Here is a 21465-nt window from a genome sequence, read left to right as displayed (position 1 = left end):
CGCATGAACAACTTTCTTTTTATTGCCGCCGAAAATGACGCTTTGGAAAACTGTAAAGCAGGTGGTATGGGCGACGTGGTCCGTGATGTGCCAAGGCAGATATCCGAACGGGGCGATAAGGTACATGTGGTTGTGCCCGCTTATTCGAGACTTCATCATGGAGGATTGCCAAGAACAACGGTGAACTTTACCTTGCGCGGTTTGGGGTATACCGCAGAACTTTACGAAGTAAAACCTAAAAAGGAATTCCCCAATATTTTTCATTACGTTTTGCACCATCCGGAAATTGAGGCGGGTGATATTGCGCACATTTATCACAATGACCCAGAAGAGCCCTTCTATACCGATGCCATTAAGTATTTTATCTTTTGTACCGCGGTGGCCGAGGCCATAAAGCAAGGTGCATTCGGTGATGTGGATTTGGTACACCTACACGATTGGCACTCCAGCTTATTGTTGTTCTTGAGGGAATATCATCCGGAGTATGCCAACCTTAAAGATATTAGGATAGTCTATAGCATCCATAATCTGGCCATTCAAGGCATACGTCCATTCGACAATAATTATTCCTCCGTAAAAAACTGGTTCCCCAATGTTCCGTTGGATTATCAAAAGTTGATGGACCACAGATACCAAGACTGTATCAACCTTATGGCCGTGGGCATTCGATTTGCAGATGCCGTACATACTGTGTCACCATCCTATAAAGATGATGTCTTGTTACCGAGTTCTCCTCCCGAATTTATTGGAGGGGAAAGCTTGGAAACCGATTTACAGAAAGCAGATGAAGAAGGACGATTGTTCGGCATACTGAACGGCTGTAACTATAAAAACATCAACAAGGAGAAGAAAGGAAATATTTACCGGAATACGGTCAAAGCATTGTTTGGATGGTTGCAGCAAGAGGATAAAAAGTACAAGGCCGATTTCTTGGCCCACACAGGCGAGAAAATCATGGCCTATGTAGAGGAGAGACCCAAATTCATCGCTTCGAGCGTAGCCAGGTTGACAGAGCAAAAATTTTACTTTTTCATGAGGTCGCCAGAAGCCTTTGTGGAAATACTGAAAAAACTCGAAAAGGTCGATGGTATCTTTATGTTATTGGGTACCGGAGCTCCCGAGTATGAGGAACTCTTCAGAAAATTGAGCTACCAGCACAAGAACTTTATATTCACCAACGGTCAGTCAGAAAAACTCATTGATTCCATGTACCTGGAATCCGACCTTTATTTTATGCCCAGTCTTTTTGAACCTTGTGGTATTAGCCAAATGTTGGCCATGAGAAATGGAAATCCATGTTTGGTACATCACACTGGTGGACTAAAGGATACGGTGGAGCACATGAAAACCGGTTTTAGTTTCGATGGGGACAGCTACGACGAGAAAATAAAGAGCATGTTGGAAGCAATGGATGTAGCTTTGGATGTGTTCGCAAATGATAAACCAACTTGGAAAAAAATACAGACTGCGGCACGAAAAAAACGCTTTACATGGCAGAAATCCGTAGACGAATATTACAAAGTGCTCTACAAATTGGATTGACCCAATTTATATATATCATTTTAGCGTTAATATCAACACAAATAGCGGCTGGAAATTGTTAATGGCTATGCTTTTTCGTAATTTTCGCATTCTATTTTTACTAATCTATTAAAACATAAAATGTCGGATAAAGCTATACTCGAATATGGGGGAGAAAGATATGAATTCCCTGTTATAAAAGGTACTGAAGATGAATTGGCCATTGATATAAAAACCTTAAGGGCCTCAACAGGAATGGTGACGATCGACCCGGGATATAAGAATACGGGGTCTTGTGAAAGTGCCATAACGTTCCTAGATGGAGAGAAAGGTATTTTGAGATATCGAGGATACTCCATTGAAGATCTTGCCGAGAAAGCTGACTTTTTGGAAGTAGCCTATCTTCTGATTTTTGGCGAATTGCCAAACAAAGAACAGCTTGAAAAGTTCCATAGTGACATTAAAGAGGAATCCCAAGTGGACGAGGAAATGAAGAAAATTTTGGATGGCTTTCCTAAATCTGCCCACCCAATGGGCGTGCTATCTTCGTTGACAAGTGCACTTGTTGCATTTAACCCATCATGCGTTGATGTGTCATCCGAGTCCGCCATGTACAACTCCATTGTTCGTATTTTGGCAAAGTTCCCGGTTTTGGTCGCATGGACACTACGCAAGAAAAAAGGTCTTCCATTGGATTATGGGGATGATACTTTGGGTTATGTGGAGAACATCCATAAAATGATGTTCAAAAGACCGAATCAAGAATATAAAAGAGATCCAATAGCCATAGATGCTTTGGACAAGTTGTTGATTTTGCACGCAGATCACGAACAAAACTGTTCTACATCTACGGTAAGAATTGTGGGCTCGTCCCATGCCGGTCTTTTTGCTTCACTTTCCGCAGGTATATCTGCACTATGGGGTCCATTGCACGGAGGGGCCAACCAAGCCGTTCTGGAGATGTTGGAAGCTATTGAGGCTGATGGAGGTGATACCAAAAAATACATGGCCAAGGCCAAGGACAAGGACGATCCTTTCAGGTTAATGGGCTTTGGGCACAGGGTATATAAAAACTTTGACCCAAGAGCCAAGATCATTAAAAAGTCGGCAGACGAGGTGTTGGGCAACTTAGGAATAGAAGACCCTATTTTGGACATTGCCAAAGGTCTTGAGAAAGAAGCCTTGGAGGACAGCTATTTTGTGGATAGAAAACTGTACCCTAACGTGGATTTCTATTCAGGGATTATCTATCGTGCGTTGGGTATTCCAACAGAAATGTTCACTGTAATGTTTGCATTGGGTAGATTGCCCGGATGGATTGCACAATGGAGAGAAATGAGATTGAGAAAAGAACCGATAGGTAGACCAAGACAGGTTTACATCGGTGAAAACCATAGAAGCTTTGTTCCTTTGGAAAAAAGATAAGATTTGGAACATTGAGAAAATAAAAAAGGGGCGATATCGCCCCTTTTTCAATGGGACGGATTAACTAACTATAGAATGCGACCTATTGTATTTTGGTTTAAATGCTTGTCCTTATCTAGGCACATTCGCATTATTTCAAACTGGTAATGCCTTTGCATTTCGGAAATGTCCTCTTTGGATGCTTCACTTTTTGCATCTTGAAAAGTCTTGTGAATAAAGTCATGCGCATCCACAGTACTCATGCTCTGTAAGGTAGAGTCCAATAACATACCATATTTTCTCGCCGATTCGTTTACTTTACTGTATTCAGGCTCTAAATGCTGATGAGTTATCTGGTGGGTAAACAGAAAATGTCTCTTGGGCAAGTCTTCTTGGGTAATACAATCATTGTATTTTGCCATATGGATTGGTTCAGGATTAGCAGGAGTCCCAGTTTTGGAAATAAAGCTAAAACGATCTTTGTTTTGGAAAGCATTCATGCCTCCAAATACAACTGCTAAAGTTGCCAGTAGAGTGGATGTGAGTATTAGTTTTTTCATGAGTAAGAAAAATCTCAAAACAAAAGTAGTAATAAAAACATTTTAAGTATCTGATATATGTCAGTTTTTGAGGATTTGAACAGTATTTTGAGGATATGATAAAAATTAGCCCGTTTTTAAACCCGTAAATTGTAGTTCTAGAGGGTAAGGCATTGAAAAGTTGGAGGATTTTCTCATTTTAGCGAGCAATAAAATTCAACTAAAACACTAGATTTGCCATAGAAATTTTAGGATTTTCTGTGTTGATCATATCTGCGATATTTTCGGAGACAAATAACCCTAGTATGATAGATTTGAACGTTGTTGATGAGACCAGCCCTTTAAAAGCAGTCATTTTGGGAACTGCAGAAAGTTGTGGGCCAGTTCCGACCATTGAGGAGGCCTACGACCCCAAATCCATCGAATACATTAAGGCAGGTACGTATCCCAAGGAGGCGGATATGATCAAAGAAATGGATGCCTTTGCCCATGTATTTCATAAATATGGAGTAAAGGTTTACCGACCCGAAGTTTTGGAGGATTGTAACCAGATATTCGCCCGCGATATTGCTTTTGTGATCGAGGATAAGTTGTTTCACGCCAATATTTTGCCAGACCGCGAAAGAGAGTTCGAAGCAATCCATGAAGTATTGGAAAACATAGATCCCAACTGTATTATTAGGCCGCCTGAAGAAGTTCATATAGAGGGTGGCGATGTAATGCCTTGGAACGATCACATTTTTATCGGAACCTATACCGGGAGCGATTATTCCAGCTATATAACCGCTAGGACCAATATTGAAGCGGTAGAGTTTATCCAAGACATGTTCCCCCATAAAACCGTGAAGTCCTTTGAACTGAGAAAATCGAATACCGACCCTAGGGAAAATGCACTGCACTTGGATTGCTGTTTTCAACCTGTGGGAAAGGATAAGGCTATCTTGCACAAAAATGGATTTCTTGTGGAAGAGGAATACCAATATTTGGTGGATTTCTTCGGACCGGAGAATATCTTTGAAATCGATAAGGAAGAAATGTACCAAATGTTCAGCAATGTATTCTCGATATCTCCCGAAGTTGTAGTTTCGGAAAGGAACTTTACACGATTGAACAATTGGCTACGTGACCAGGGATTTACCGTTGAGGAAATCCCCTATGCCGAAATAGCCAAACAAGAAGGCCTGTTGCGATGCAGCACCATGCCTTTGATAAGAGCATAAGTTTATAACCCCGTTTCCTGCTGCCACAGGTATACCAAAACAGTCAAAGTATTGAAAAATCAGATTACCGGTACCATTCTTATGGTGCGCCCCGTTAACTTTAGGATGAACGAACAGACCGCGGTCAACAATTATTTTCAGGAAGACCCGCATCTTAAAAATGCTGAAATCAATAAAAAGGCACAAGAGGAATTCGACCAATTTGTAAAGGTGCTTCGGGAACATGGTGTCAACGTGATCACCATAAGCGACAACATGGAGCGCGATACACCCGATTCCATATTTCCGAATAACTGGGTCTCTTTTCACGACAATGGAACCGTGTGCGTATATCCCATGTTCGCCGAAAACCGAAGAAAGGAGCGCAGAGAGGATATTTTTGAACTTTTGGAAGACAATGGTTTTATGATCAATAATTTTATGGATTACACGGCCGCAGAAGAGGAAGAGGTGTTTTTGGAAGGAACCGGCAGTATTTTATTGGATAGGGTAAATCAAAAAGCATATTGTGCGCTCTCCGAACGCGCGCACGAAGACCTGTTTATAGAATTCTGCGAGGATTTTGATTGCTTTCCCGTAATCTTCCATGCCAATCAAACGGTGGAAGGTGAGCGATTGCCGATTTACCATACCAATGTGATGATGGCCATGGCGGAAACCTTTGCAGTCATTTGTTTGGATTCCATCGATGATAAAAAGGAACGGAAAAACGTGGTGGACCATATTAAAATGGACGGCAAGGAAGTCATACGCATTACAGAGGAACAAATGTGCCACTTTGCGGGAAACATGCTCCAGGTAATCGGTGCCAACGATAAACGTTTTATGGTGATGAGCACCCAAGCATACAATAGTCTGACCCAAGAACAAATCACGGCCATTGAGAAACATTGCTTTATAATACACAGTCCGCTGGATACCATTGAGACCTGTGGTGGTGGCAGCGCCCGTTGTATGATGGCCGAAGTATTTTTGCCAAAAGCCTAATTGTCCCGTTCAGGGAATTTAAGGGCGTACTTGCCCAATTGAGAATAGAATTAAGTAGCATATGCGCAGAAATTTTGAGATTTTAGGGATGTGTGCAGGATGGTTTGCCGTACTCGCCCAACTCTATCTGATGCTCCAAAATAGAGAGGCCGGCCTAGGGGAAAACCTGATGCGTTTTATCAGCTATTTTACCATTCATACCAATACGTTGGTTGCCCTTTTTTTTACGACCAGGGTCTTTGGGGCGGACCAAAAACGATTGACGCTTTTTCATCAAAAAGCAACACCCATGGCATTTACTGTTTTTATGGTGGTTGTGGGCTTGGTGTACCAATTGTTATTGCGTGATATTGGGAACCCAACAGGTCTACAAATGGTGTTGGACGAATTGTTGCACACCATAATCCCGGTATTTATGTATGTGTATTGGCTCATGTTCTGTGCTAGGACTGTAGTTAGTGGGAAACAACTCTTCAAGTGGTTGCTATACCCTTTAGGGTATTCGGTTTTTATGATGGTTCGTGGACATTTTTCCGGGTTTTATCCCTATCCATTTTTTAATGTGACAGAACTTGGTTTGGGAACAACGCTGTTGAATGTTGCTTTGGTATTTTTGCTGATGCTACTGATTATGACAGCTCTTTTCTTTCTGGGAAAACTACTTCAGCCCAGACAGTGAACAATTCACAATGATTAATTTGTCATTTCGAGCCGATTGAAAGGAGTGTGAGAAATCTAAGGAAAGTTGAGATTTCTCCATCGCTGCTTTGCATTTCATTTTCTCAACCCAACCACAATCCCTCGAAGCGCAGCAACCACCTGTTGCACTTCTTTGCGGTCAAACGTATCTTCTTCCAAATAAAAAAGCATTTCCAGCGCCAAGTCCAGAACTTTGGCCAATTCTTCAGGAGAACCGTACCAGTCTTCAATCCATTGCAATAAAATTTCTTCTTTACCCATTTTTACCTTTAGGTAAGCAAGAAACACTATTTTGAAAAATGGTTTAATGCCATAAATGGCAAGTTGCCATCAAGCCTTGGAAGTCCCCTTATCCGACCTCTGTAATCTAAAATCTGACGTCTGATATCTGAAATCTATTCTTCCTCAACCGTAAACCCGCGAATGGCCTGGTTGGGCTCCATAATGGTATAGCCTTTCCAAAACTCCGCGTCGTACCGAGGCATATAGGTGGCCCTCACCGTTTTATCCTCTTTAAAGGACTTGAACTCGTTTTCGGCAATGCCATCTTGGTTGAAGACCACCAACTCCCATTTGGAGGTTAAATGCATCTGGAAGTCAATGTTCAGTTTTAGTTCGTTCTGCTTGCGGCGGCCTTTAACGTGTTTGTTCTTTTCCACCACCTTTAACGGTCGGTCCACCCCAAAGAATTTACCATCGGCCAATTCCATAAACTGTAGGTCGTACTTGCCGTTGGACAATTTGGCAAAACGCATGGTGCCCTTGTACACCGTTTCCCGATAGGTAATGCCCAAAAGTCTAAAGTTCCGCAGGCGTTGGGTGTTGGTAAAGTCTAGTCGCATTACAGCAAAGTCTTCGATGTTGATGTATAGACGTCCCTTAAAATCCGCGCTGCCCCGTTTGGGCCAAAAGTCGACCACATAGACCCCTGCATCGCCAATATCGGAATAGCCGGCCAGTTTAAACTCGTAACGACTGGTTTTGTCCACAAAGTCCAGTTTGGTGTCTTCCTTATAGTAGAGTTGGCTCAAAAGTTCCTTGAACTGCCAACGCTGGCTATCCGTAAGTCCAGAAATACTGTCCTTTTTTACTTGGGCTTTCAGTTTTTTGGCTTGGTCCATTCGTTCATCGTCCATGGTGTCCAAAATGGAATCCACCTGTATTTTTTCACTAAAAATCCCTGATTTTATTTTTAGGTAGGAGCCTGGCTTTACGTTTTTTGTGAAGATGTCCTCCATATGTTCCGCCAGTTCCTCAAAAGAACTCACATCGCGTTTATCGTAAAGGTCGGCCGCTTTTATAATGTTGAGTTTGTAATCGGTGTTGTTTTTGTAGAGGTCGCCAAAACTTTCGGTGTAGTGCGATGCATTTTTGGGAATGGACCGGGCAATACTGTCCATCAACTCCTTGTTCAGCTCTTTTATGGATGATTTTTCGAACCCAAAATTTACTTTGTGCATATTGGCCAGTTCCGCCTTCCTTAGGAAAAAGCGTTGTTTTATGGGAGCTTTGTTCACATTCTGGGGAATGTTTTCTTTCATTTTATCGATGATGTCGTCCACTTCCAGTTCCTTGTCGAACACATAAACGCCGCTGAGCTCAATGGCCTTTGCATTCAATACCACCAAGCTGTCCTTAATTTGTTCCAGTGTGAAACCTTTTTTCTCATAGCCCATTGAGGTCACAAAAATGGAGTCGGGGAGGATGGTGCCCTCTTCCAGCACAAAACTGAAGCGGCCCTCTTCATTCGTGATTACGCCTTGGCCCTCTCCATATTGAATCGTGGCATACGGAATTCCTTTTTGGGTCTTGGCATCCACCAATCGGGAACTGATGGTCTGGGCGCACAAGGGAAATGCCATCAAAAAAGAGGAAAAGGTGAGGAATACGGACTGTTTTACGAACATGATTACTTGTATGGTTTCATAGTTAAGACGCCTTTTTGTGAGGAAAGGTTGTCTGCTGTTTAGACGAGCTTGGAACAATTTTGTGACAATGTGCGAAGAAATATGGAATGACCGATACAGGTTAATAGTAATTTAACAGCGCAAGAGTTAGGGGTTAGGGTGATTGTCATTTCGAGATTTCACCCTGAGCAAAGTCGAAGGGGACAGGCGAGAAATCTAAGAAGGGCCTAGATTTCTCAATCGTCCCGATGGCTATCAGGACTCATTTCGAAATGACGCTGCGAAATGCTAAACTCCTTCCTGCCATAGGTGGGCAATCGATGTGACAGAGGTTTTTGCTTTAAGTATTTACACTCTCGCTATATTCCGGATCATATTCCGAAAAATAAATAGGTGAAAAGGAAGGACCGAATACCAGTATAGACGCCCCAACAATCCCTTCGGACGGAAGGTTGCGGTTTGATACAGCACACCATCCTCAATTTTAAACTCGAGCCAAGCCTCTCCGGGAGTTCGCATTTCGGCAAAGAGAAGCAGGCGTTTGTTCTTTTTGTCCGCCAAGAGCACGCGCCAAAAGTCCAATGCATCTCCCGGGAAAAGCCGGGTCGGGTGTGTTCGTCCGCGACGGAGCCCCGGACCGCCGACCATTTTGTCCATAAGGCCACGGACTTTCCACAACCAATTGCCGTAATACCAGCCGTTTTGTCCACCAATCCTCCAAACATTTTCCAAAACAGCGTCTTCATCCTTTATTTTGATGGATTTTTTGTCCCTGAGCACACCATATTTGGGTACCTGGATGTAGTTTTCGAGGTCTTCTTGGATTTGTCCACTGGCAATGCTGTCTTTCCAACTGCTGATCACGAGGTTCTGTTCAATTTTTTTGAAGGCCAGGTCTATGGCCTCTTCGTAGGTGTGGGTTTCAATGCCCAACATCTCCTGCAGGCGATTGTCTTCGGCTATGACTTCCATCTTCATGCTGTCCACCAAGTTCATTGCCAGTTTGTAGGAGGTGGAGGTAACAAAATAGAGCCAATAGGACGACAGTTTGGGGGTCATCACGGGAACCGTGAAAATCCAATTTTTAAAACCACGGACTTTGGCGTAGCCGTGGAGCATATCCTTATAGGTAAGAATATCGGGCCCGCCAATATCAAAAGATTGGTCGTAGGTTTCTGTGTTGCCCAAGACTTGGGTCAGGAATTGGATCACATCCCGAATGGCAATGGGCTGTGTTTTGGTAAGCACCCACTTTGGCGTGATCATCACGGGCAGTTTTTCGCAGAGATCGCGTATGATTTCAAAAGAGGAACTGCCAGAACCTACAATGATCCCGGCACGGAGCACGGTAAGGTCAAAAGGGCCTTTATAGAGGATTTCTTCCACATTTTTTCGTGAGCTGAGGTGCTTGGACAGTTCTTTGTCGTTGACAATACCGCTAAGATAGATTACTTGCTTGCATTCGGTCCGCTCTAAAATGATATTGAAGTTTTTAGCTGCTTGCGCTTCCTTTTCATCAAAATCTGTGACGGAAGAGGTCATGGAATGTATCAGGTAGTATGCGGCATCAATATCTGCGGGAACTTTCTGTTTATCCGGATTGTCCAAAAAATCAATTTCCACGATGTCGATTTTGGAGCGCGTTTTGGCATCTACCGATAATCGTTTTTCATCACGAACGGCACAAACTACGTTGTGTCCCATATCCAAAAGTTGGGGAAGCAAACGCATCCCGATGTAGCCATTGGCTCCTGTCAACAGTATTTTCATAAATCCTCAAGATTGGTGGGAAGGTTGTCCGCTCGATGGTCCAATAATTTACGAAAAAATCGTTGGATGGCCTTGGTATCCGAGCGTACTTTAATGAAATAATGGTCCATATAAATGGAATAAATGCCAATGTCTCCCTTGTACACGTTCAATTTGTAGTAGGGAATGACAAGGCCATAGGTTTCCAAGCGGGAACGGAACCTGACGATAATGCCATTGGGGCGAATTTCAACATTGCAGGTATTGGTGCTGTTGTCCAAAACGAGCAGGTTGTAAATGTCGATGCTGGCCTCGGTAATGTGCAATTTTGGCGAACCGATGCCGCCCATCGCAAAACGCTCTTTTATGGGAAGGGGTTTGCCGACGGCTTCGTCAATTTTTTTGGTGATTTTTTTATCGTTGTAGGAGACGTTCAATAGCATATCTAAAAATAGTCAAATTAAGACCGACCATTTGATAATGGTGTGGGAAAAGCCCAAAAAATGCGTAGTTTTGCGCCCTGAAAAGCCTTTTAGATGAGTTTGCAAAACGATTTGACCCAAAAAGTGATCGAGGCGGTAAAACAACTGTACCAAGTTGAGCTGCCCACGGTGGAATTTCAACCTACCCGAAAGGATTTTGAGGGTGATATTACCGTAGTGGTGTTTCCGATGTTGCGTCAAATTAAAGGGAATCCCGTTCAGATTGGAACCAAGATCGGCGAGTATTTGGTAGAGCATGTTGATGAGGTGTCCAAATGTAATGTGGTGCAAGGCTTTTTGAACATTGTTATCGAGGATGGGTATTACCTCAATTTCTTCAACAACATCATTGATGAATCCAATTTTGGCTATGTAAAATCCCAGTCGGATGATGCGGTGATGGTGGAATATTCTTCTCCCAACACCAATAAACCATTGCACTTGGGACACATCCGAAACAACCTTTTGGGGTATTCGGTGGCCGAAATTTTGAAGGCTTCTGGTAAAAAGGTGTACAAAACCCAAATTATAAATGACCGTGGCATCCACATCTGTAAGAGTATGTTGGCTTGGCAGAAATTTGGGGAAGGAGAAACTCCTGAATCTTCTGGATTGAAAGGAGACCACTTGGTGGGTAAATATTATGTGGCGTTTGATAAGGCGTACAAAGAGCAGATTGCTGAACTGGTTCAGGCTGGAACACCAAAAGAAAAGGCTGAAAAAGAGGCTCCAATCTTGTTGGAAGCACAAGATATGCTCCGTAAGTGGGAGGCCGGTGATGATGAGGTGGTAGCACTTTGGAAAAAAATGAACGGTTGGGTGTATGATGGTTTTGACATTACCTATACAAACCTAGGTGTTGATTTCGATACGCTGTACTATGAGAGCGATACCTATTTATTGGGTCGTGATGTAGTGAAAGATGGTCTGGAACGCGGTGTTTTCTTTAAAAAAGGGGATGGTAGTGTTTGGATCGACCTTACCGATGAAGGATTGGATGAGAAAATCGTATTGCGTTCGGATGGAACAGCCGTGTATATGACACAGGATATCGGTACGGCCATTCAACGGGTAACCGATTTCCCCGATATCAACGGAATGGTGTACACCGTAGGGAACGAACAGGACTATCATTTTAAGGTGTTGTTCCTTATCCTGAAGAAATTGGGCTATGCTTGGGCGGAGCAGTTATACCATTTGAGTTATGGAATGGTAGACCTGCCGAGCGGAAAAATGAAGAGTAGGGAAGGTACCGTAGTGGATGCGGATGACCTGATCCAAAATATGGAGGATACGGCCGAATCCATTTCGCAAGAATTGGGCAAATTGGACGGCTATTCCGAAGAAGAGAAAAAACAATTGTACCGAACCATAGGCTTGGGTGCGCTTAAATATTACATTTTAAAAGTAGACCCGAAGAAACGCATTTTGTTCAATCCTGAAGAATCGGTGGATTTTCAAGGCAACACTGGGCCGTTTATTCAGTATACCTACGCTAGGATTCAGTCTATTTTGCGTAAGGCAGAGGATGTTGGGTTGAGCGCAGTCGAGACCTCAATGGACTTGCACGAAAAGGAGAAAGAGTTGTTGAAACAAATCCAATTGTTCCCGGAAACGGTTCAGTTGGCGGCGGAAAACTTTAGCCCTGCTTTGATTGCGAACTATACTTACGATTTGGTGAAGGAATTCAATTCCTTCTATCAGCAAGTTTCCATTTTGGGTGAAACGGATGAGCAGAAGAAAAATTTTAGGGTGCGGTTGTCACAAAAAGTGGGCGAGGTGATTCAATCATCGTTCCGCTTATTGGGTATTGATGTTCCTGATAGGATGTAGATTTCTGCTTTTGCAGGAATGACATGTTTTGATATTTAGAGCAGGTAGCCTGAGCGGAGTCGAAGGCTTTATAAAAGTACTTTCGATATTTTGACATGAATTACTCGAATGCTCACAAATTTTCTTGGGTCATTTCGAGCGCAGTCCAGAAATCTCTATTTAAAAACTCACCCTAAAACTCACATTTGGCGTAATACCCAGCGAAAAGTTTTCCACGGTCTCGATTTCATTATCTTGGTTGACCCGATAATACTTGTTAAGGCTGTTTCTTCTATTTGTGAAGTTTAAAATGGACAGCCCGGCGTTGGCCCGAATAGTTCTACCGATTTGAAAATTGTATATGGCCGAGGCATCCGCCCTAAAATATTCTGGCAACCTACTGCTGTTTGGTTCCTGAAAGTTGATTCTGGGCGGGGAGAAGTTGTCATTCAGCCCTTCATCGCCCGGAACAGGTTCGGTAAAGGGTTTACCAGTTCTGTAATTAAGTCCAATGCTCAGCTTCAAATCTTTATAATTGTAGGTGCTGGCAAAGGTAATGGTATGTCTTATGTCCAAATTGTTCGGGAATGTTTGAGGTACAATGGAGTCGAAGGTGTAATCATTCTTATTGTAAGCGTAGCTTAGCCAAGTACTGTAGTTATCACCTTTTTTATTGATGAGCAGTTCCAATCCCTTAACATTGTAGCCCCCTATTTCTCCCGAAAATTGATATTGATTCTGGAATCCTTGCGTGCTGGTGCTGATGCCGTCCACATTTTTATAGAAGCCCTCGACACCCACATAAAAATTGTTTTTTTCGTAATTGATGCCTACCGAGCCTTGTTTACTCTTGGTCACGGGAAGCGTGTTATCGTTGGAAAGAATCCATCTGCGCTTTTCAATGCCTAAAAAGTTTTGTTCCAAATCAATGATTTGGTTGGTGGTCTGGCTTTTGAACTCACCCAAAACCTCGGCCCTAAGATAATTGGCCAATTTAAAGTTCAGGTTGATTCTAGGTTCCACCAAAAGCTGTTGAAAGGTGTTTAGGTTTTCGATAAAATTGAATCGAGCTCCAATTTTTCCGATGAATTTATTCCCGGGAGAATTGTAATTGAGTTGCGAATATGGTGCGTGGGTTCTGATTACGCCTTTAAGTTCACTTTCAAAATTGGGTTGATTGATGATCGTGGCATTGACAATACCGGTTTCAATGTATTGATACCCATTGTTCCAATTAAATACATCATTAAGAATAAAGGTGGTGTTTAATTTTAATGCATTTTCAATCACTTGATTGTTTTGAAACAACTGCTGTATCTGATTGTCATAAATATTTTGTGCATCCAAATTGTACTTGGAGTAATAGATGTTCAGGTGCGTGGAGAACCTATCCGTCCAATCGCTTTGGAGTTGCCCGCCAACGGAAATATTGTCCTGTCTCAATAGGCTGATGTTGGTTTCATCTGCCGTAACATTGGTCTCATCAAATTTTAAATTGTTTTTGATGTGTATGGCACTCAGTCTGATTTTGTGATATTCGTTGAGGTCGTACAGGATTTTTCCGGAAAAATCATAAAAGAAAAAATCTTCGTCACGTATAAATTCATCATCAACGGTGCTGTTGTTTTGAAGTGTAATCTCACTATCCTGAAATGCACGATTAATAAACTGTTTGTAGGTGGGTGTCCTCAAAAAATCGGTAGCGGAACGCCTAGCGGAAAACTGTATGCCAAGGTTATTGGTTATCGGGGCCTCGGCATAGATATCGCCGCTTATCAAATTAAATCCACCTCCACCATTAAACGTTTCTGGGACGGAATTTCCCGTTTCCATTTGAATAACGCTGCTCACCCCGTCACCAAAGTTGGCGGGCGTCCCATTTTTATAGATGGTCACTTTATCCGTTTGATAGGGGTTAAAGGCAGATATCAACCCAAAAAAATGCCCGGATTGATACATTTTTATGCCGTTCCAAAGAATAAGGTTCTGGTCGTTGGTACCACCACGAACGTTGATGTCCGATACGGTCTCGTCAATACTTTTTATCCCCGGTAAGGCTTGTACGGTTTGCAGAATGTCGGGTTCAATAAGTCCTGGAAGTATTCCAAACTCTGCGGTGTTCAATGTGATGCTGGCATCCTTTTCCTTTATAATTCCCGAGGTAAGGTATTTGTACACGAACACTTCATCCAATTGTTCGTAATAAGGTGCCAAAAGTATTTTGGGGCATCCGCTTTGTTGCAAAAGACTTTCAACTTTTACATATTTGGTCACATATCCCAAGTACCGAATTTGCAAGGATGCGTTTCTAGGAACATTCTCCAATGAAAAAGAGCCGTTATTGTCCGTGATTTTAGCGATGCCTGTTCCTAAAACCTCTATCGTAGCGCCAAGAACGGTGTTGTCCGCAAAATTATCCAAAACTATACCACAAACATTGACCTGATTTTTGGTGGAGAGGGTGTAATATCGGTCATTGAGTTTTTCTGTTTGAATACTGAAGGAGTCCTTGATGTATTTAAGGATTTCTTCAAGGGTATTAAGGCTTTCTGGAATTTTAAGGGTGAGACCATCCAAATCCTCATCGAGATAGGAGAACTTGACATCAAAACGATTCTCTATATTTTTTATGTATGAAATAAGGGATTGTTGTTCTTCCTGTGCATTCATTTTGCCTACCAGAAAAAACAAAACACCGAGGACGAGGCCTATATGCTTATTGTTGTGTGTTCCCAGCATAAAAAAGTACGTTGTCTCCGTCTATTTTAAAACGTGTTTGGGAGGGGGTACTTATACTTTTTAACGCCATTTTTAGGTCTGTGTTGTTAAAAGACCCTGTAAATAAAAGATTTGTATCAATGTTTTCAATGCTGACCTGGATATTGAACTGTCTTTCCAGCTCGGCAAAAACATAGGTGAGAGGTATACTTTTAAAACTACTTTCGTTGTTCATCCAGGAAGGAGAACTGCCATTGGGAACTTCGGTTTCAACAATTTTCCCATCGATCATCAAAAAGGATTTTCCTGCGGGCAGTTTTATTTCCTTGTTGTTATGGGTAACGCTTACCAAGCCTTCGTAGCAGGTTACTTCAAAAAAACCTTTTCTGTTTTCTACATTAAACTGTGTTCCTAAAACGGCCACGGTACCGTGATCTGTGGAGACCGTGAATTTTTTTCCTTTGGCCACCTTGAAAAAAGCCTCACCTTTTAAATCGATGTTTCTTTTATTTTTCCAGTTTTTTTCGCTGTAGGATATTTTGGAATCTGCATTCAAAAAGATTTCTGAATTATCTGGGAGCACGACCTCGGAACGTTCCGCAAACTCGGTGGTTACATTTTCGTCCAAAGTATTTATGTAGAAGTATGAACCAGCAAGTAGAACAGCAATGACCGCGGCCACTCTAAGGAATTTCTTGAACGGGTTCAAGGAAATTACCTTTGGCGCATTGTCGATGTACTCATCTTTTAGGCGTTGCAATGCTTGGTCGGCATCAAATTCAGGAGCTGCCAACCTACTAGAAACATCCTTTAGCTTTTGGTACGAGGCATACTCTTCGGAGCCTTTAAATTCCCGAAGCTCATCTTCTGAAAGCTCTCCGCTCAGCCATTTTGCCAAATAATTTTCTTGCATGGGTTCTATTCTTTACGTTATACAAACAACTAGTTGTTAAAATACCCTACTTAAAATTCAAAATAAATTCTATATCTAAATACCATCAATATGTTTCCGTAAACTTTTGAGGGCCAAATGCATTCGTTTTTCAATGGCTTTTACGCTCACCTCCTCCATTTCTGCAATTTCTGCATACTTTTTACCATCGATTCGGTTAAGTAAAAATGTGGTCCGTTGATTTTCGGGTAGGGCGTTAAGCGCATTGTCCAATTTTTCCTTGTATTCTTGTTCCTCCATTAAAAATTCTGGAGACTCGTTGGTTCTGTCCTTTACAAGGCTGTCGGCATGTTTCAACCTCACCTTTTCAGCCTTTATTACATTTAAATAAAGGTTGTTGGCAACCGTGTAAACGTAGGATTTTGCTTTCTCCGGGCTCACTTTTGCACAGTTTTGCCATAATTTTACAAATGCCTCCTGTACAGCGTCATTTGCTTTTTCCTCATTGCCGAACTTGTAGAATATATAGTTGAAGACCGTTTTGGAATGGGTCTTGAAAACCTTGCTGAAAATTTGCTCTTCACAAACGTTGCTCATTGAAGATGGTTTGATTAGGGAATCAAATATATTTGAAAAACATTAAGGAAAAGTAGGGTTTTTTTTTTGAGAATTGTTTAGTGGTAAAGAATAACCCCAAAAAAATCAATAGTTATGAAGAAGCTGATTGACAATGTGATGCGTGTTGTGCTCATGGTGTCTGTTATTGGGTTGTATTCCTGTCAAGAAGAATATGAAGATGTCGGGGGCAGTGACGAGGAACAAACCATTGCGGCCCAATCTGACATTGCCGGTTTAATAAAGCAAACCTCCTCCCAAGATGGTTCTTTTGACAATATTGTGGACGAAGCCAGTTGTTTCGCCGTCGAGTTTCCTTACACCGTAAATGCAAATGGGGTTGAGATCAGCATCAATTCCAAGAGTGATCTAGAAAAAATCGAAAACCTTTTGGATGCTAGCACTAATGTGAATAATATCCTGGAAATAGTTTTTCCCATTACAATAACATATGCGGATTATAGCCAAATTACTGTTGAAAATAAGGGGGAACTTATGGTAAGGGCCCGTGAGTGCATTGAAGGCGGCGGCGACGACGATATCGAGTGTATTGACTTCGTATATCCCATAACCCTGTTCACCTTTGTGATAGATGCACAACAGAGTTCCGAAATCCAAGTTGAAACCGATTTTGATATGTACCGTGTATTTTCCGAGTTGGAAGACAATCGATTGGTCAGTTTCCAGTATCCGATTACACTAACAAAGCATGACGGCACCGAAGTTGTCATTGAAAACAATGCTGATTTGATGGCTACCTTGGAAATGGAAAAAAATCAATGTGATGAGGACGATGATAATGACTATAACGATGACGATTTCTCAGAAGCCGAGCTGGATGAATATTTAATGACCTGTCCATTGCAGGTAAAGCAGGTAATCCGTGACCAAATGGACAATACTGAACAATACCTTGAACATTTAATGGTATTTAGAGAAGATGGTTCTGTTGTTTTTTCCACGTATACGGCAGATGTGATAACAGGAACTTGGAACACGAGTATATCAAATGGAGCAGTGAACTTGAGGTTAGAGTTTGAAAACTTCACCGATTTCACCTCATATTGGCAAGTATATAAACTTGAGGAGAATCTTATAAAGTTGTACAAAGATGATGGCAATAAAATTGCTCTCGAAAGAAGATGTGATATATAACCCACAACAATTGGTTCTCAATTAAAAAATTTTAGAAGCCCTGATTAGTCAATAATTCAAGAAGAAATAAAAATTTTCCCCATTCTTTTTCCAAAAGAAGGACGGCCTACCCCAAAGCCGTCCTTTTTCTTTTATATTATTCTTAAATTTGTCCCTCTTTAAAACAAAGAACATATGTTCGATAATTTAAGCGAAAAATTAGATAAAGCATTCCACGTCCTAAAGGGGCATGGTCAGATAACGGAAATCAATGTAGCGGAGACCCTTAAGGAAGTTCGAAGAGCTTTGTTGGATGCCGATGTTAACTTTAAAATAGCCAAGGAATTTACCAATACGGTAAAGGAAAAGGCACTGGGTCAAAACGTTTTGACCACACTTCAACCGGGCCAGCTTATGGTGAAGCTGGTAAAGGATGAGCTTACTGAGCTTATGGGGGGCGATGCTGAGGAAATCGATTTATCCGGCAATCCTTCGGTTATCCTAATGTCCGGTCTTCAAGGTTCGGGTAAAACCACCTTTTCCGGTAAATTGGCCAACTATCTCAAAAACAAAAAAACAAAGAAGCCGCTTTTGGTGGCTTGTGATGTGTACCGTCCTGCAGCGATAGATCAGTTGCATGTAGTGGGAGACCAAATCGGCGTAGAGGTTTATTCCGATAGGGACAACAACGACCCTGTCGCCATTGCCAAGGCAGGTATTGCCCATGCAAAAAGTACAGGATGCAACGTTGTGATCATTGATACCGCCGGTCGTTTGGCCGTGGACGAGCAGATGATGGATGAAATCTCCAACATCCACAAGGCCATTGAGCCGCAAGAAACCTTGTTTGTGGTGGATTCCATGACGGGTCAAGATGCCGTGAATACCGCAAAGGCGTTTAACGATGTCCTTAATTTTGATGGTGTAATCCTTACCAAGTTAGATGGAGATACCCGAGGTGGTGCTGCGATTTCTATTAAATCTGTAGTGGACAAGCCCATCAAATTTATCGGTACAGGCGAGAAAATGGAGGCCATTGATGTGTTCCATCCCTCTCGAATGGCCGACCGTATCCTTGGAATGGGAGATGTGGTGTCCTTGGTGGAGCGTGCCCAAGAACAATTCGATGAAGAACAGGCACGTAAGATTCAAAAGAAAATTGCCAAGAATAAATTCGGGTTTGATGATTTCTTGAGCCAAATACAGCAAATCAAGAAAATGGGGAACATGAAGGACCTCATGGGAATGATTCCAGGTGCAGGAAAGGCCTTGAAAGGATTGGATATAGATGACGATGCTTTCAAGCATATTGAGGCCATCATCCATTCCATGACTCCCGAAGAACGATCTACACCAGCTATGTTGAATGCAAGCCGCAAAAAAAGAATTGCCGCAGGTAGCGGAACTTCAATTCAAGAGGTGAACCAGTTGCTTAAACAATTTGATCAAATGAGCAAGATGATGAAGATGATGCAAGGCGGTGGAGGCAAGAAAATGATGCAGATGATGCAGAACATGAGATAACTTTATTCAAAAGGCCAGAACTAAATACCAACACAACCCATGGAAATCCTTGACGGAAAAAAAATATCGAACCAAATTAAAGAAGAAATCACCGTTGAGGTGGCCCAAATGAAAGAACGGGGAGAAAAAGTCCCTCATTTGGCCGCTGTTTTGGTGGGTAACGATGGTGCCAGTCTAACCTATGTGGGAAGTAAGGTGCGTTCCTGCAAAAAAATAGGTTTCGAATCCACCTTGATCCATCTTCCGGAGGAAACTACAGAAGAAGATTTGCTAAAGCAAGTACACCAATTGAACAACGACCCGGCAATTGACGGTTACATAGTTCAGCTTCCATTGCCCAAACACATTGATGAGGAAAAAGTGCTTATGGCTGTAGACCCCGATAAAGATGTGGATGGATTCCATCCAACCAATTTTGGGAAAATGGCCTTGGATATGGAGACCTTTATATCTGCCACGCCATTTGGAATCATGGAATTGTTGAAGCGGTACAATGTGGATACCGAAGGAAAACACACCGTTGTGATCGGGAGAAGCCATATCGTCGGTAGGCCCATCAGTATTTTAATGAGCCAAAAAGGAAAACCTGGTAACTCTACCGTGACCCTTGCGCACAGTAGAACCAAAAACCTAAAGGAGTTGACCTTGCAAGCGGATATAGTCATTTCTGCCCTAGGAGTTCCAAGGTTCTTAAAGGCCGATATGGTCAAAGAGGGTGTGACCATCATAGATGTGGGAATCACTCGGGTTGCCGATGACACTAAAGAAAAAGGATACTACATCACAGGTGACGTGGATTTTGATAACGTGAGTAAAAAAGCTTCCTTTATCACACCCGTACCTGGAGGGGTGGGGCCAATGACGATAGCGATGTTACTCAAGAATACCTTATTGGCAAGAGAGCGCCATAATAACTAGCTTAGTTTTTCTGCTCTGTTTCTAATGCCATTTGTTGCTCCTCATCGGGATTAAGGTGTTCAAATTCCGTTTCACCTTCATCGTTGGTGCAGCTGGATACTGCCATAGCTGAAAAAACAAGGGTCACCAATAGTAAAATTGTCTTCATAGTAATAAGATTTGGGTACGGCTTGTTAGCCTAATAGGTACACTTATAACGAATTACCATTCAAATTCTTGTTTTTGTCATCAAAATATCGATAACTTACCTTTTGCTAAACAAGGCATTATGGCTCAAACAGCAAGAAACAAGTTAGCTTGGGTGGTATTCATCTTTTTGGCCATAGGAATAGGTTTGTACCCGTTGGCGTATTTACTTGCTTCCGATGATTTCGGCGTAGTATTGAGCAAGGCACCGGATATTAGAGCCAATAACGTTTGGAAGACGACGTTTTACGGGCACATTAGTTTTGGTGGAATAGCACTTTTGGTAGGTTGGTCCCAGTTCTTGAAAAGGCTGCGGGCCAAACGCTTGCAATTGCATCGCAATCTTGGAAAAATCTATGTGGTCTCTGCTTTGATCAGTGGATTGTGCGGAATTTATCTTGGATTTTTCGCCACAGGCGGTATCGTTCCCGCCATTGGTTTTATAAGTCTCGGGATTATTTGGGTCTTTACCACGACTAGAGCTTATGTCGCCATCAAAAAGAAGGACCTTTCGCTTCATCAAGGTATGATGATTTACAGCTACGCGGCTTGTTTTGCAGCAGTGACCTTACGTATATGGCTGCCTTTGCTCACCATTGTTTTTGGTGAATTTTTATTGGCCTATAAAATAGTGGCGTGGCTTTGTTGGGTTCCCAACATGATTTTTGCCATGCTTTGGGTACGCAAAAAAGGTTTGAACCTTGCCTAAACCTATTTGGCGAACAATTGCCCCATGTCCTTAAAAGCTTTGAATTCCAGAGCGTTTCCTGCCGGGTCCAAAAAGAACATAGTAGCTTGTTCCCCTGGTTCCCCTTTGAAGCGAATGTAAGGCTCAATTACAAAGTCAATTCCTTTTTCAATAAGTTCCTGCGAAAATGTTTGAAAGGTATCCCACGGTAAAACCACGCCATAGTGGGGAACGGGTACGTTTTTGCCATCAACAGGGTTGGTGTGGGTTTCTTCTTCTGATTTTGGCTTATAATGAATCACAAATTGATGTCCGAAAAAATCGAAATCGACCCATTGCTCGGCACTTCTACCTTCTTTGCAACCAAGAACCTCACGATAAAATATCCGACATTCTTCAAGGTTGTGTACTGGTACGGCAACATGAAAGGGAGTTATTTTTTGCATGGTGTATTTTTTCTGAAAAGTAGA

At 42.2% G+C, this 21465-nt stretch carries 20 protein-coding genes; 10 read left to right on the top strand and 10 right to left on the bottom strand.

Annotated features, from left to right (window positions below):
* The first annotated feature begins 3 nt into the window (after window positions 1-3).
* A complete protein-coding gene (locus K1F36_RS08845) occupies window positions 4-1542 on the top strand; it encodes a glycogen synthase (RefSeq protein ID WP_220113506.1) in 1539 nt (512 codons plus the stop codon).
* A gap of 120 nt (window positions 1543-1662) precedes the next feature.
* The gene (locus tag K1F36_RS08840; RefSeq protein ID WP_220113505.1) at window positions 1663-2946 is read left to right on the top strand and encodes a citrate synthase; all 1284 of its coding nucleotides are present in this window, start codon (window positions 1663-1665) and stop codon (window positions 2944-2946) included.
* Between the two features lie 68 nt (window positions 2947-3014).
* Here K1F36_RS08840 and K1F36_RS08835 read toward each other — a convergent pair whose 3' ends face one another.
* Window positions 3015-3347: a hypothetical protein gene (locus K1F36_RS08835; RefSeq protein ID WP_220113504.1), complete on the bottom strand. Its 333-nt coding sequence runs from the start codon at window positions 3345-3347 to the stop codon at window positions 3015-3017.
* A gap of 422 nt (window positions 3348-3769) precedes the next feature.
* Between K1F36_RS08835 and K1F36_RS08830 the strand changes: the two genes are divergently transcribed.
* The 3 genes from K1F36_RS08830 (at window position 3770) to K1F36_RS08820 (ending at window position 6350) form a co-directional block, all read left to right on the top strand.
* Complete coding sequence (locus tag K1F36_RS08830) at window positions 3770-4684, top strand: dimethylarginine dimethylaminohydrolase family protein (RefSeq protein ID WP_220113503.1); 915 nt, start codon at window positions 3770-3772, stop codon at window positions 4682-4684.
* An 81-nt stretch (window positions 4685-4765) separates the two neighbouring features.
* Window positions 4766-5671, top strand: a complete 906-nt coding sequence (gene ctlX / locus K1F36_RS08825; protein WP_417944004.1) for a citrulline utilization hydrolase CtlX — start codon at window positions 4766-4768, stop codon at window positions 5669-5671.
* Between the two features lie 61 nt (window positions 5672-5732).
* A complete protein-coding gene (locus K1F36_RS08820) occupies window positions 5733-6350 on the top strand; it encodes a Pr6Pr family membrane protein (protein ID WP_220113502.1) in 618 nt (205 codons plus the stop codon).
* A gap of 95 nt (window positions 6351-6445) precedes the next feature.
* Here the strand turns inward: K1F36_RS08820 and K1F36_RS08815 are convergent, their stop codons facing one another.
* The 4 genes from K1F36_RS08815 to K1F36_RS08800 form a co-directional block, all read right to left on the bottom strand.
* Entirely contained in the window at window positions 6446-6631 is a 186-nt protein-coding gene (locus K1F36_RS08815) for a hypothetical protein (protein WP_220113501.1), read from the bottom strand.
* A 134-nt stretch (window positions 6632-6765) separates the two neighbouring features.
* The gene (locus K1F36_RS08810) at window positions 6766-8277 is read right to left on the bottom strand and encodes a carboxypeptidase-like regulatory domain-containing protein (protein ID WP_220113500.1); all 1512 of its coding nucleotides are present in this window, start codon (window positions 8275-8277) and stop codon (window positions 6766-6768) included.
* A 348-nt stretch (window positions 8278-8625) separates the two neighbouring features.
* Complete coding sequence (locus K1F36_RS08805) at window positions 8626-10047, bottom strand: SDR family oxidoreductase (RefSeq protein ID WP_220113499.1); 1422 nt, start codon at window positions 10045-10047, stop codon at window positions 8626-8628.
* On the bottom strand, window positions 10044-10469 hold the full coding sequence (locus K1F36_RS08800) for a hypothetical protein (RefSeq protein ID WP_220113498.1): 426 nt from the start codon (window positions 10467-10469) through the stop codon (window positions 10044-10046). Before K1F36_RS08800 ends, K1F36_RS08805 begins: the two co-directional genes overlap by 4 nt.
* Window positions 10470-10562: 93 nt before the next feature.
* On the opposite strand from K1F36_RS08800, the gene argS reads away from it, so the two are divergent.
* Window positions 10563-12341, top strand: coding sequence for an arginine--tRNA ligase (argS, locus tag K1F36_RS08795; protein WP_220113497.1), 1779 nt, complete (start codon window positions 10563-10565; stop codon window positions 12339-12341).
* 159 nt (window positions 12342-12500) lie between these two features.
* Here argS and K1F36_RS08790 read toward each other — a convergent pair whose 3' ends face one another.
* From K1F36_RS08790 to K1F36_RS08780, 3 genes are all read right to left on the bottom strand, one after another.
* Window positions 12501-15059, bottom strand: coding sequence for a TonB-dependent receptor (locus K1F36_RS08790; RefSeq protein WP_220113496.1), 2559 nt, complete (start codon window positions 15057-15059; stop codon window positions 12501-12503).
* A complete protein-coding gene (locus K1F36_RS08785; RefSeq protein WP_220113495.1) occupies window positions 15037-15951 on the bottom strand; it encodes a FecR family protein in 915 nt (304 codons plus the stop codon). Before K1F36_RS08785 ends, K1F36_RS08790 begins: the two co-directional genes overlap by 23 nt.
* Before the next feature lie 75 nt (window positions 15952-16026).
* On the bottom strand, window positions 16027-16527 hold the full coding sequence (locus K1F36_RS08780) for an RNA polymerase sigma factor (protein WP_220113494.1): 501 nt from the start codon (window positions 16525-16527) through the stop codon (window positions 16027-16029).
* 114 nt (window positions 16528-16641) lie between these two features.
* Here K1F36_RS08780 and K1F36_RS08775 point away from each other — a divergent pair, with 114 nt between their 5' ends.
* The 3 genes from K1F36_RS08775 (at window position 16642) to folD (ending at window position 20121) form a co-directional block, all read left to right on the top strand.
* Window positions 16642-17700, top strand: a complete 1059-nt coding sequence (locus K1F36_RS08775) for a hypothetical protein (protein WP_220113493.1) — start codon at window positions 16642-16644, stop codon at window positions 17698-17700.
* Between the two features lie 174 nt (window positions 17701-17874).
* Window positions 17875-19203, top strand: a complete 1329-nt coding sequence (gene ffh / locus K1F36_RS08770; protein ID WP_108247058.1) for a signal recognition particle protein — start codon at window positions 17875-17877, stop codon at window positions 19201-19203.
* A gap of 39 nt (window positions 19204-19242) precedes the next feature.
* The gene (folD, locus tag K1F36_RS08765) at window positions 19243-20121 is read left to right on the top strand and encodes a bifunctional methylenetetrahydrofolate dehydrogenase/methenyltetrahydrofolate cyclohydrolase FolD (RefSeq protein ID WP_220113492.1); all 879 of its coding nucleotides are present in this window, start codon (window positions 19243-19245) and stop codon (window positions 20119-20121) included.
* Window position 20122: 1 nt separating this feature from the next.
* On the opposite strand, the gene K1F36_RS08760 is transcribed toward folD, so the two are convergent.
* Complete coding sequence (locus K1F36_RS08760) at window positions 20123-20269, bottom strand: hypothetical protein (protein WP_220113491.1); 147 nt, start codon at window positions 20267-20269, stop codon at window positions 20123-20125.
* 120 nt (window positions 20270-20389) lie between these two features.
* On the opposite strand from K1F36_RS08760, the gene K1F36_RS08755 reads away from it, so the two are divergent.
* Window positions 20390-21016 (top strand): DUF2306 domain-containing protein, encoded by a 627-nt coding sequence (locus K1F36_RS08755; RefSeq protein ID WP_220113490.1) that lies wholly within the window; start codon window positions 20390-20392, stop codon window positions 21014-21016.
* A 2-nt stretch (window positions 21017-21018) separates the two neighbouring features.
* Here K1F36_RS08755 and K1F36_RS08750 read toward each other — a convergent pair whose 3' ends face one another.
* Window positions 21019-21441 carry a VOC family protein gene (locus K1F36_RS08750; RefSeq protein ID WP_220113489.1) on the bottom strand — a complete coding sequence of 141 codons (423 nt, stop codon included), beginning with the start codon at window positions 21439-21441 and terminating at the stop codon, window positions 21019-21021.
* Window positions 21442-21465 lie beyond the last annotated feature (24 nt).

The organism is Flagellimonas abyssi (assembly GCF_019457905.1).
GTDB lineage: Bacteria > Bacteroidota > Bacteroidia > Flavobacteriales > Flavobacteriaceae > Flagellimonas > Flagellimonas abyssi.
The sequence above is the reverse complement of the archived record's forward strand: the minus strand, read 5'-3'. Positions and strand labels throughout refer to the sequence as shown.

Excerpts from the sequence above, each read along its gene's own strand:
- folD (WP_220113492.1), top strand. The coding sequence starts at position 19,243 with ATGGAAATCCTTGACGGAAAAAAAATATCGAACCAAATTAAAGAAGAA.
- K1F36_RS08750 (WP_220113489.1), bottom strand. The coding sequence starts at position 21,441 with ATGCAAAAAATAACTCCCTTTCATGTTGCCGTACCAGTACACAACCTT.
- K1F36_RS08840 (WP_220113505.1), top strand. The coding sequence starts at position 1,663 with ATGTCGGATAAAGCTATACTCGAATATGGGGGAGAAAGATATGAATTC.
- K1F36_RS08845 (WP_220113506.1), top strand. The coding sequence starts at position 4 with ATGAACAACTTTCTTTTTATTGCCGCCGAAAATGACGCTTTGGAAAAC.
- K1F36_RS08785 (WP_220113495.1), bottom strand. The coding sequence starts at position 15,951 with ATGCAAGAAAATTATTTGGCAAAATGGCTGAGCGGAGAGCTTTCAGAA.
- K1F36_RS08810 (WP_220113500.1), bottom strand. The coding sequence starts at position 8,277 with ATGTTCGTAAAACAGTCCGTATTCCTCACCTTTTCCTCTTTTTTGATG.
- K1F36_RS08830 (WP_220113503.1), top strand. The coding sequence starts at position 3,770 with ATGATAGATTTGAACGTTGTTGATGAGACCAGCCCTTTAAAAGCAGTC.
- K1F36_RS08755 (WP_220113490.1), top strand. The coding sequence starts at position 20,390 with ATGGCTCAAACAGCAAGAAACAAGTTAGCTTGGGTGGTATTCATCTTT.
- K1F36_RS08780 (WP_220113494.1), bottom strand. The coding sequence starts at position 16,527 with ATGAGCAACGTTTGTGAAGAGCAAATTTTCAGCAAGGTTTTCAAGACC.
- K1F36_RS08760 (WP_220113491.1), bottom strand. The coding sequence starts at position 20,269 with ATGAAGACAATTTTACTATTGGTGACCCTTGTTTTTTCAGCTATGGCA.
- ctlX (WP_417944004.1), top strand. The coding sequence starts at position 4,766 with ATGGTGCGCCCCGTTAACTTTAGGATGAACGAACAGACCGCGGTCAAC.
- K1F36_RS08815 (WP_220113501.1), bottom strand. The coding sequence starts at position 6,631 with ATGGGTAAAGAAGAAATTTTATTGCAATGGATTGAAGACTGGTACGGT.
- K1F36_RS08800 (WP_220113498.1), bottom strand. The coding sequence starts at position 10,469 with ATGCTATTGAACGTCTCCTACAACGATAAAAAAATCACCAAAAAAATT.
- K1F36_RS08835 (WP_220113504.1), bottom strand. The coding sequence starts at position 3,347 with ATGGCAAAATACAATGATTGTATTACCCAAGAAGACTTGCCCAAGAGA.
- K1F36_RS08820 (WP_220113502.1), top strand. The coding sequence starts at position 5,733 with ATGCGCAGAAATTTTGAGATTTTAGGGATGTGTGCAGGATGGTTTGCC.
- K1F36_RS08790 (WP_220113496.1), bottom strand. The coding sequence starts at position 15,059 with ATGCTGGGAACACACAACAATAAGCATATAGGCCTCGTCCTCGGTGTT.
- argS (WP_220113497.1), top strand. The coding sequence starts at position 10,563 with ATGAGTTTGCAAAACGATTTGACCCAAAAAGTGATCGAGGCGGTAAAA.
- K1F36_RS08775 (WP_220113493.1), top strand. The coding sequence starts at position 16,642 with ATGAAGAAGCTGATTGACAATGTGATGCGTGTTGTGCTCATGGTGTCT.
- K1F36_RS08805 (WP_220113499.1), bottom strand. The coding sequence starts at position 10,047 with ATGAAAATACTGTTGACAGGAGCCAATGGCTACATCGGGATGCGTTTG.
- ffh (WP_108247058.1), top strand. The coding sequence starts at position 17,875 with ATGTTCGATAATTTAAGCGAAAAATTAGATAAAGCATTCCACGTCCTA.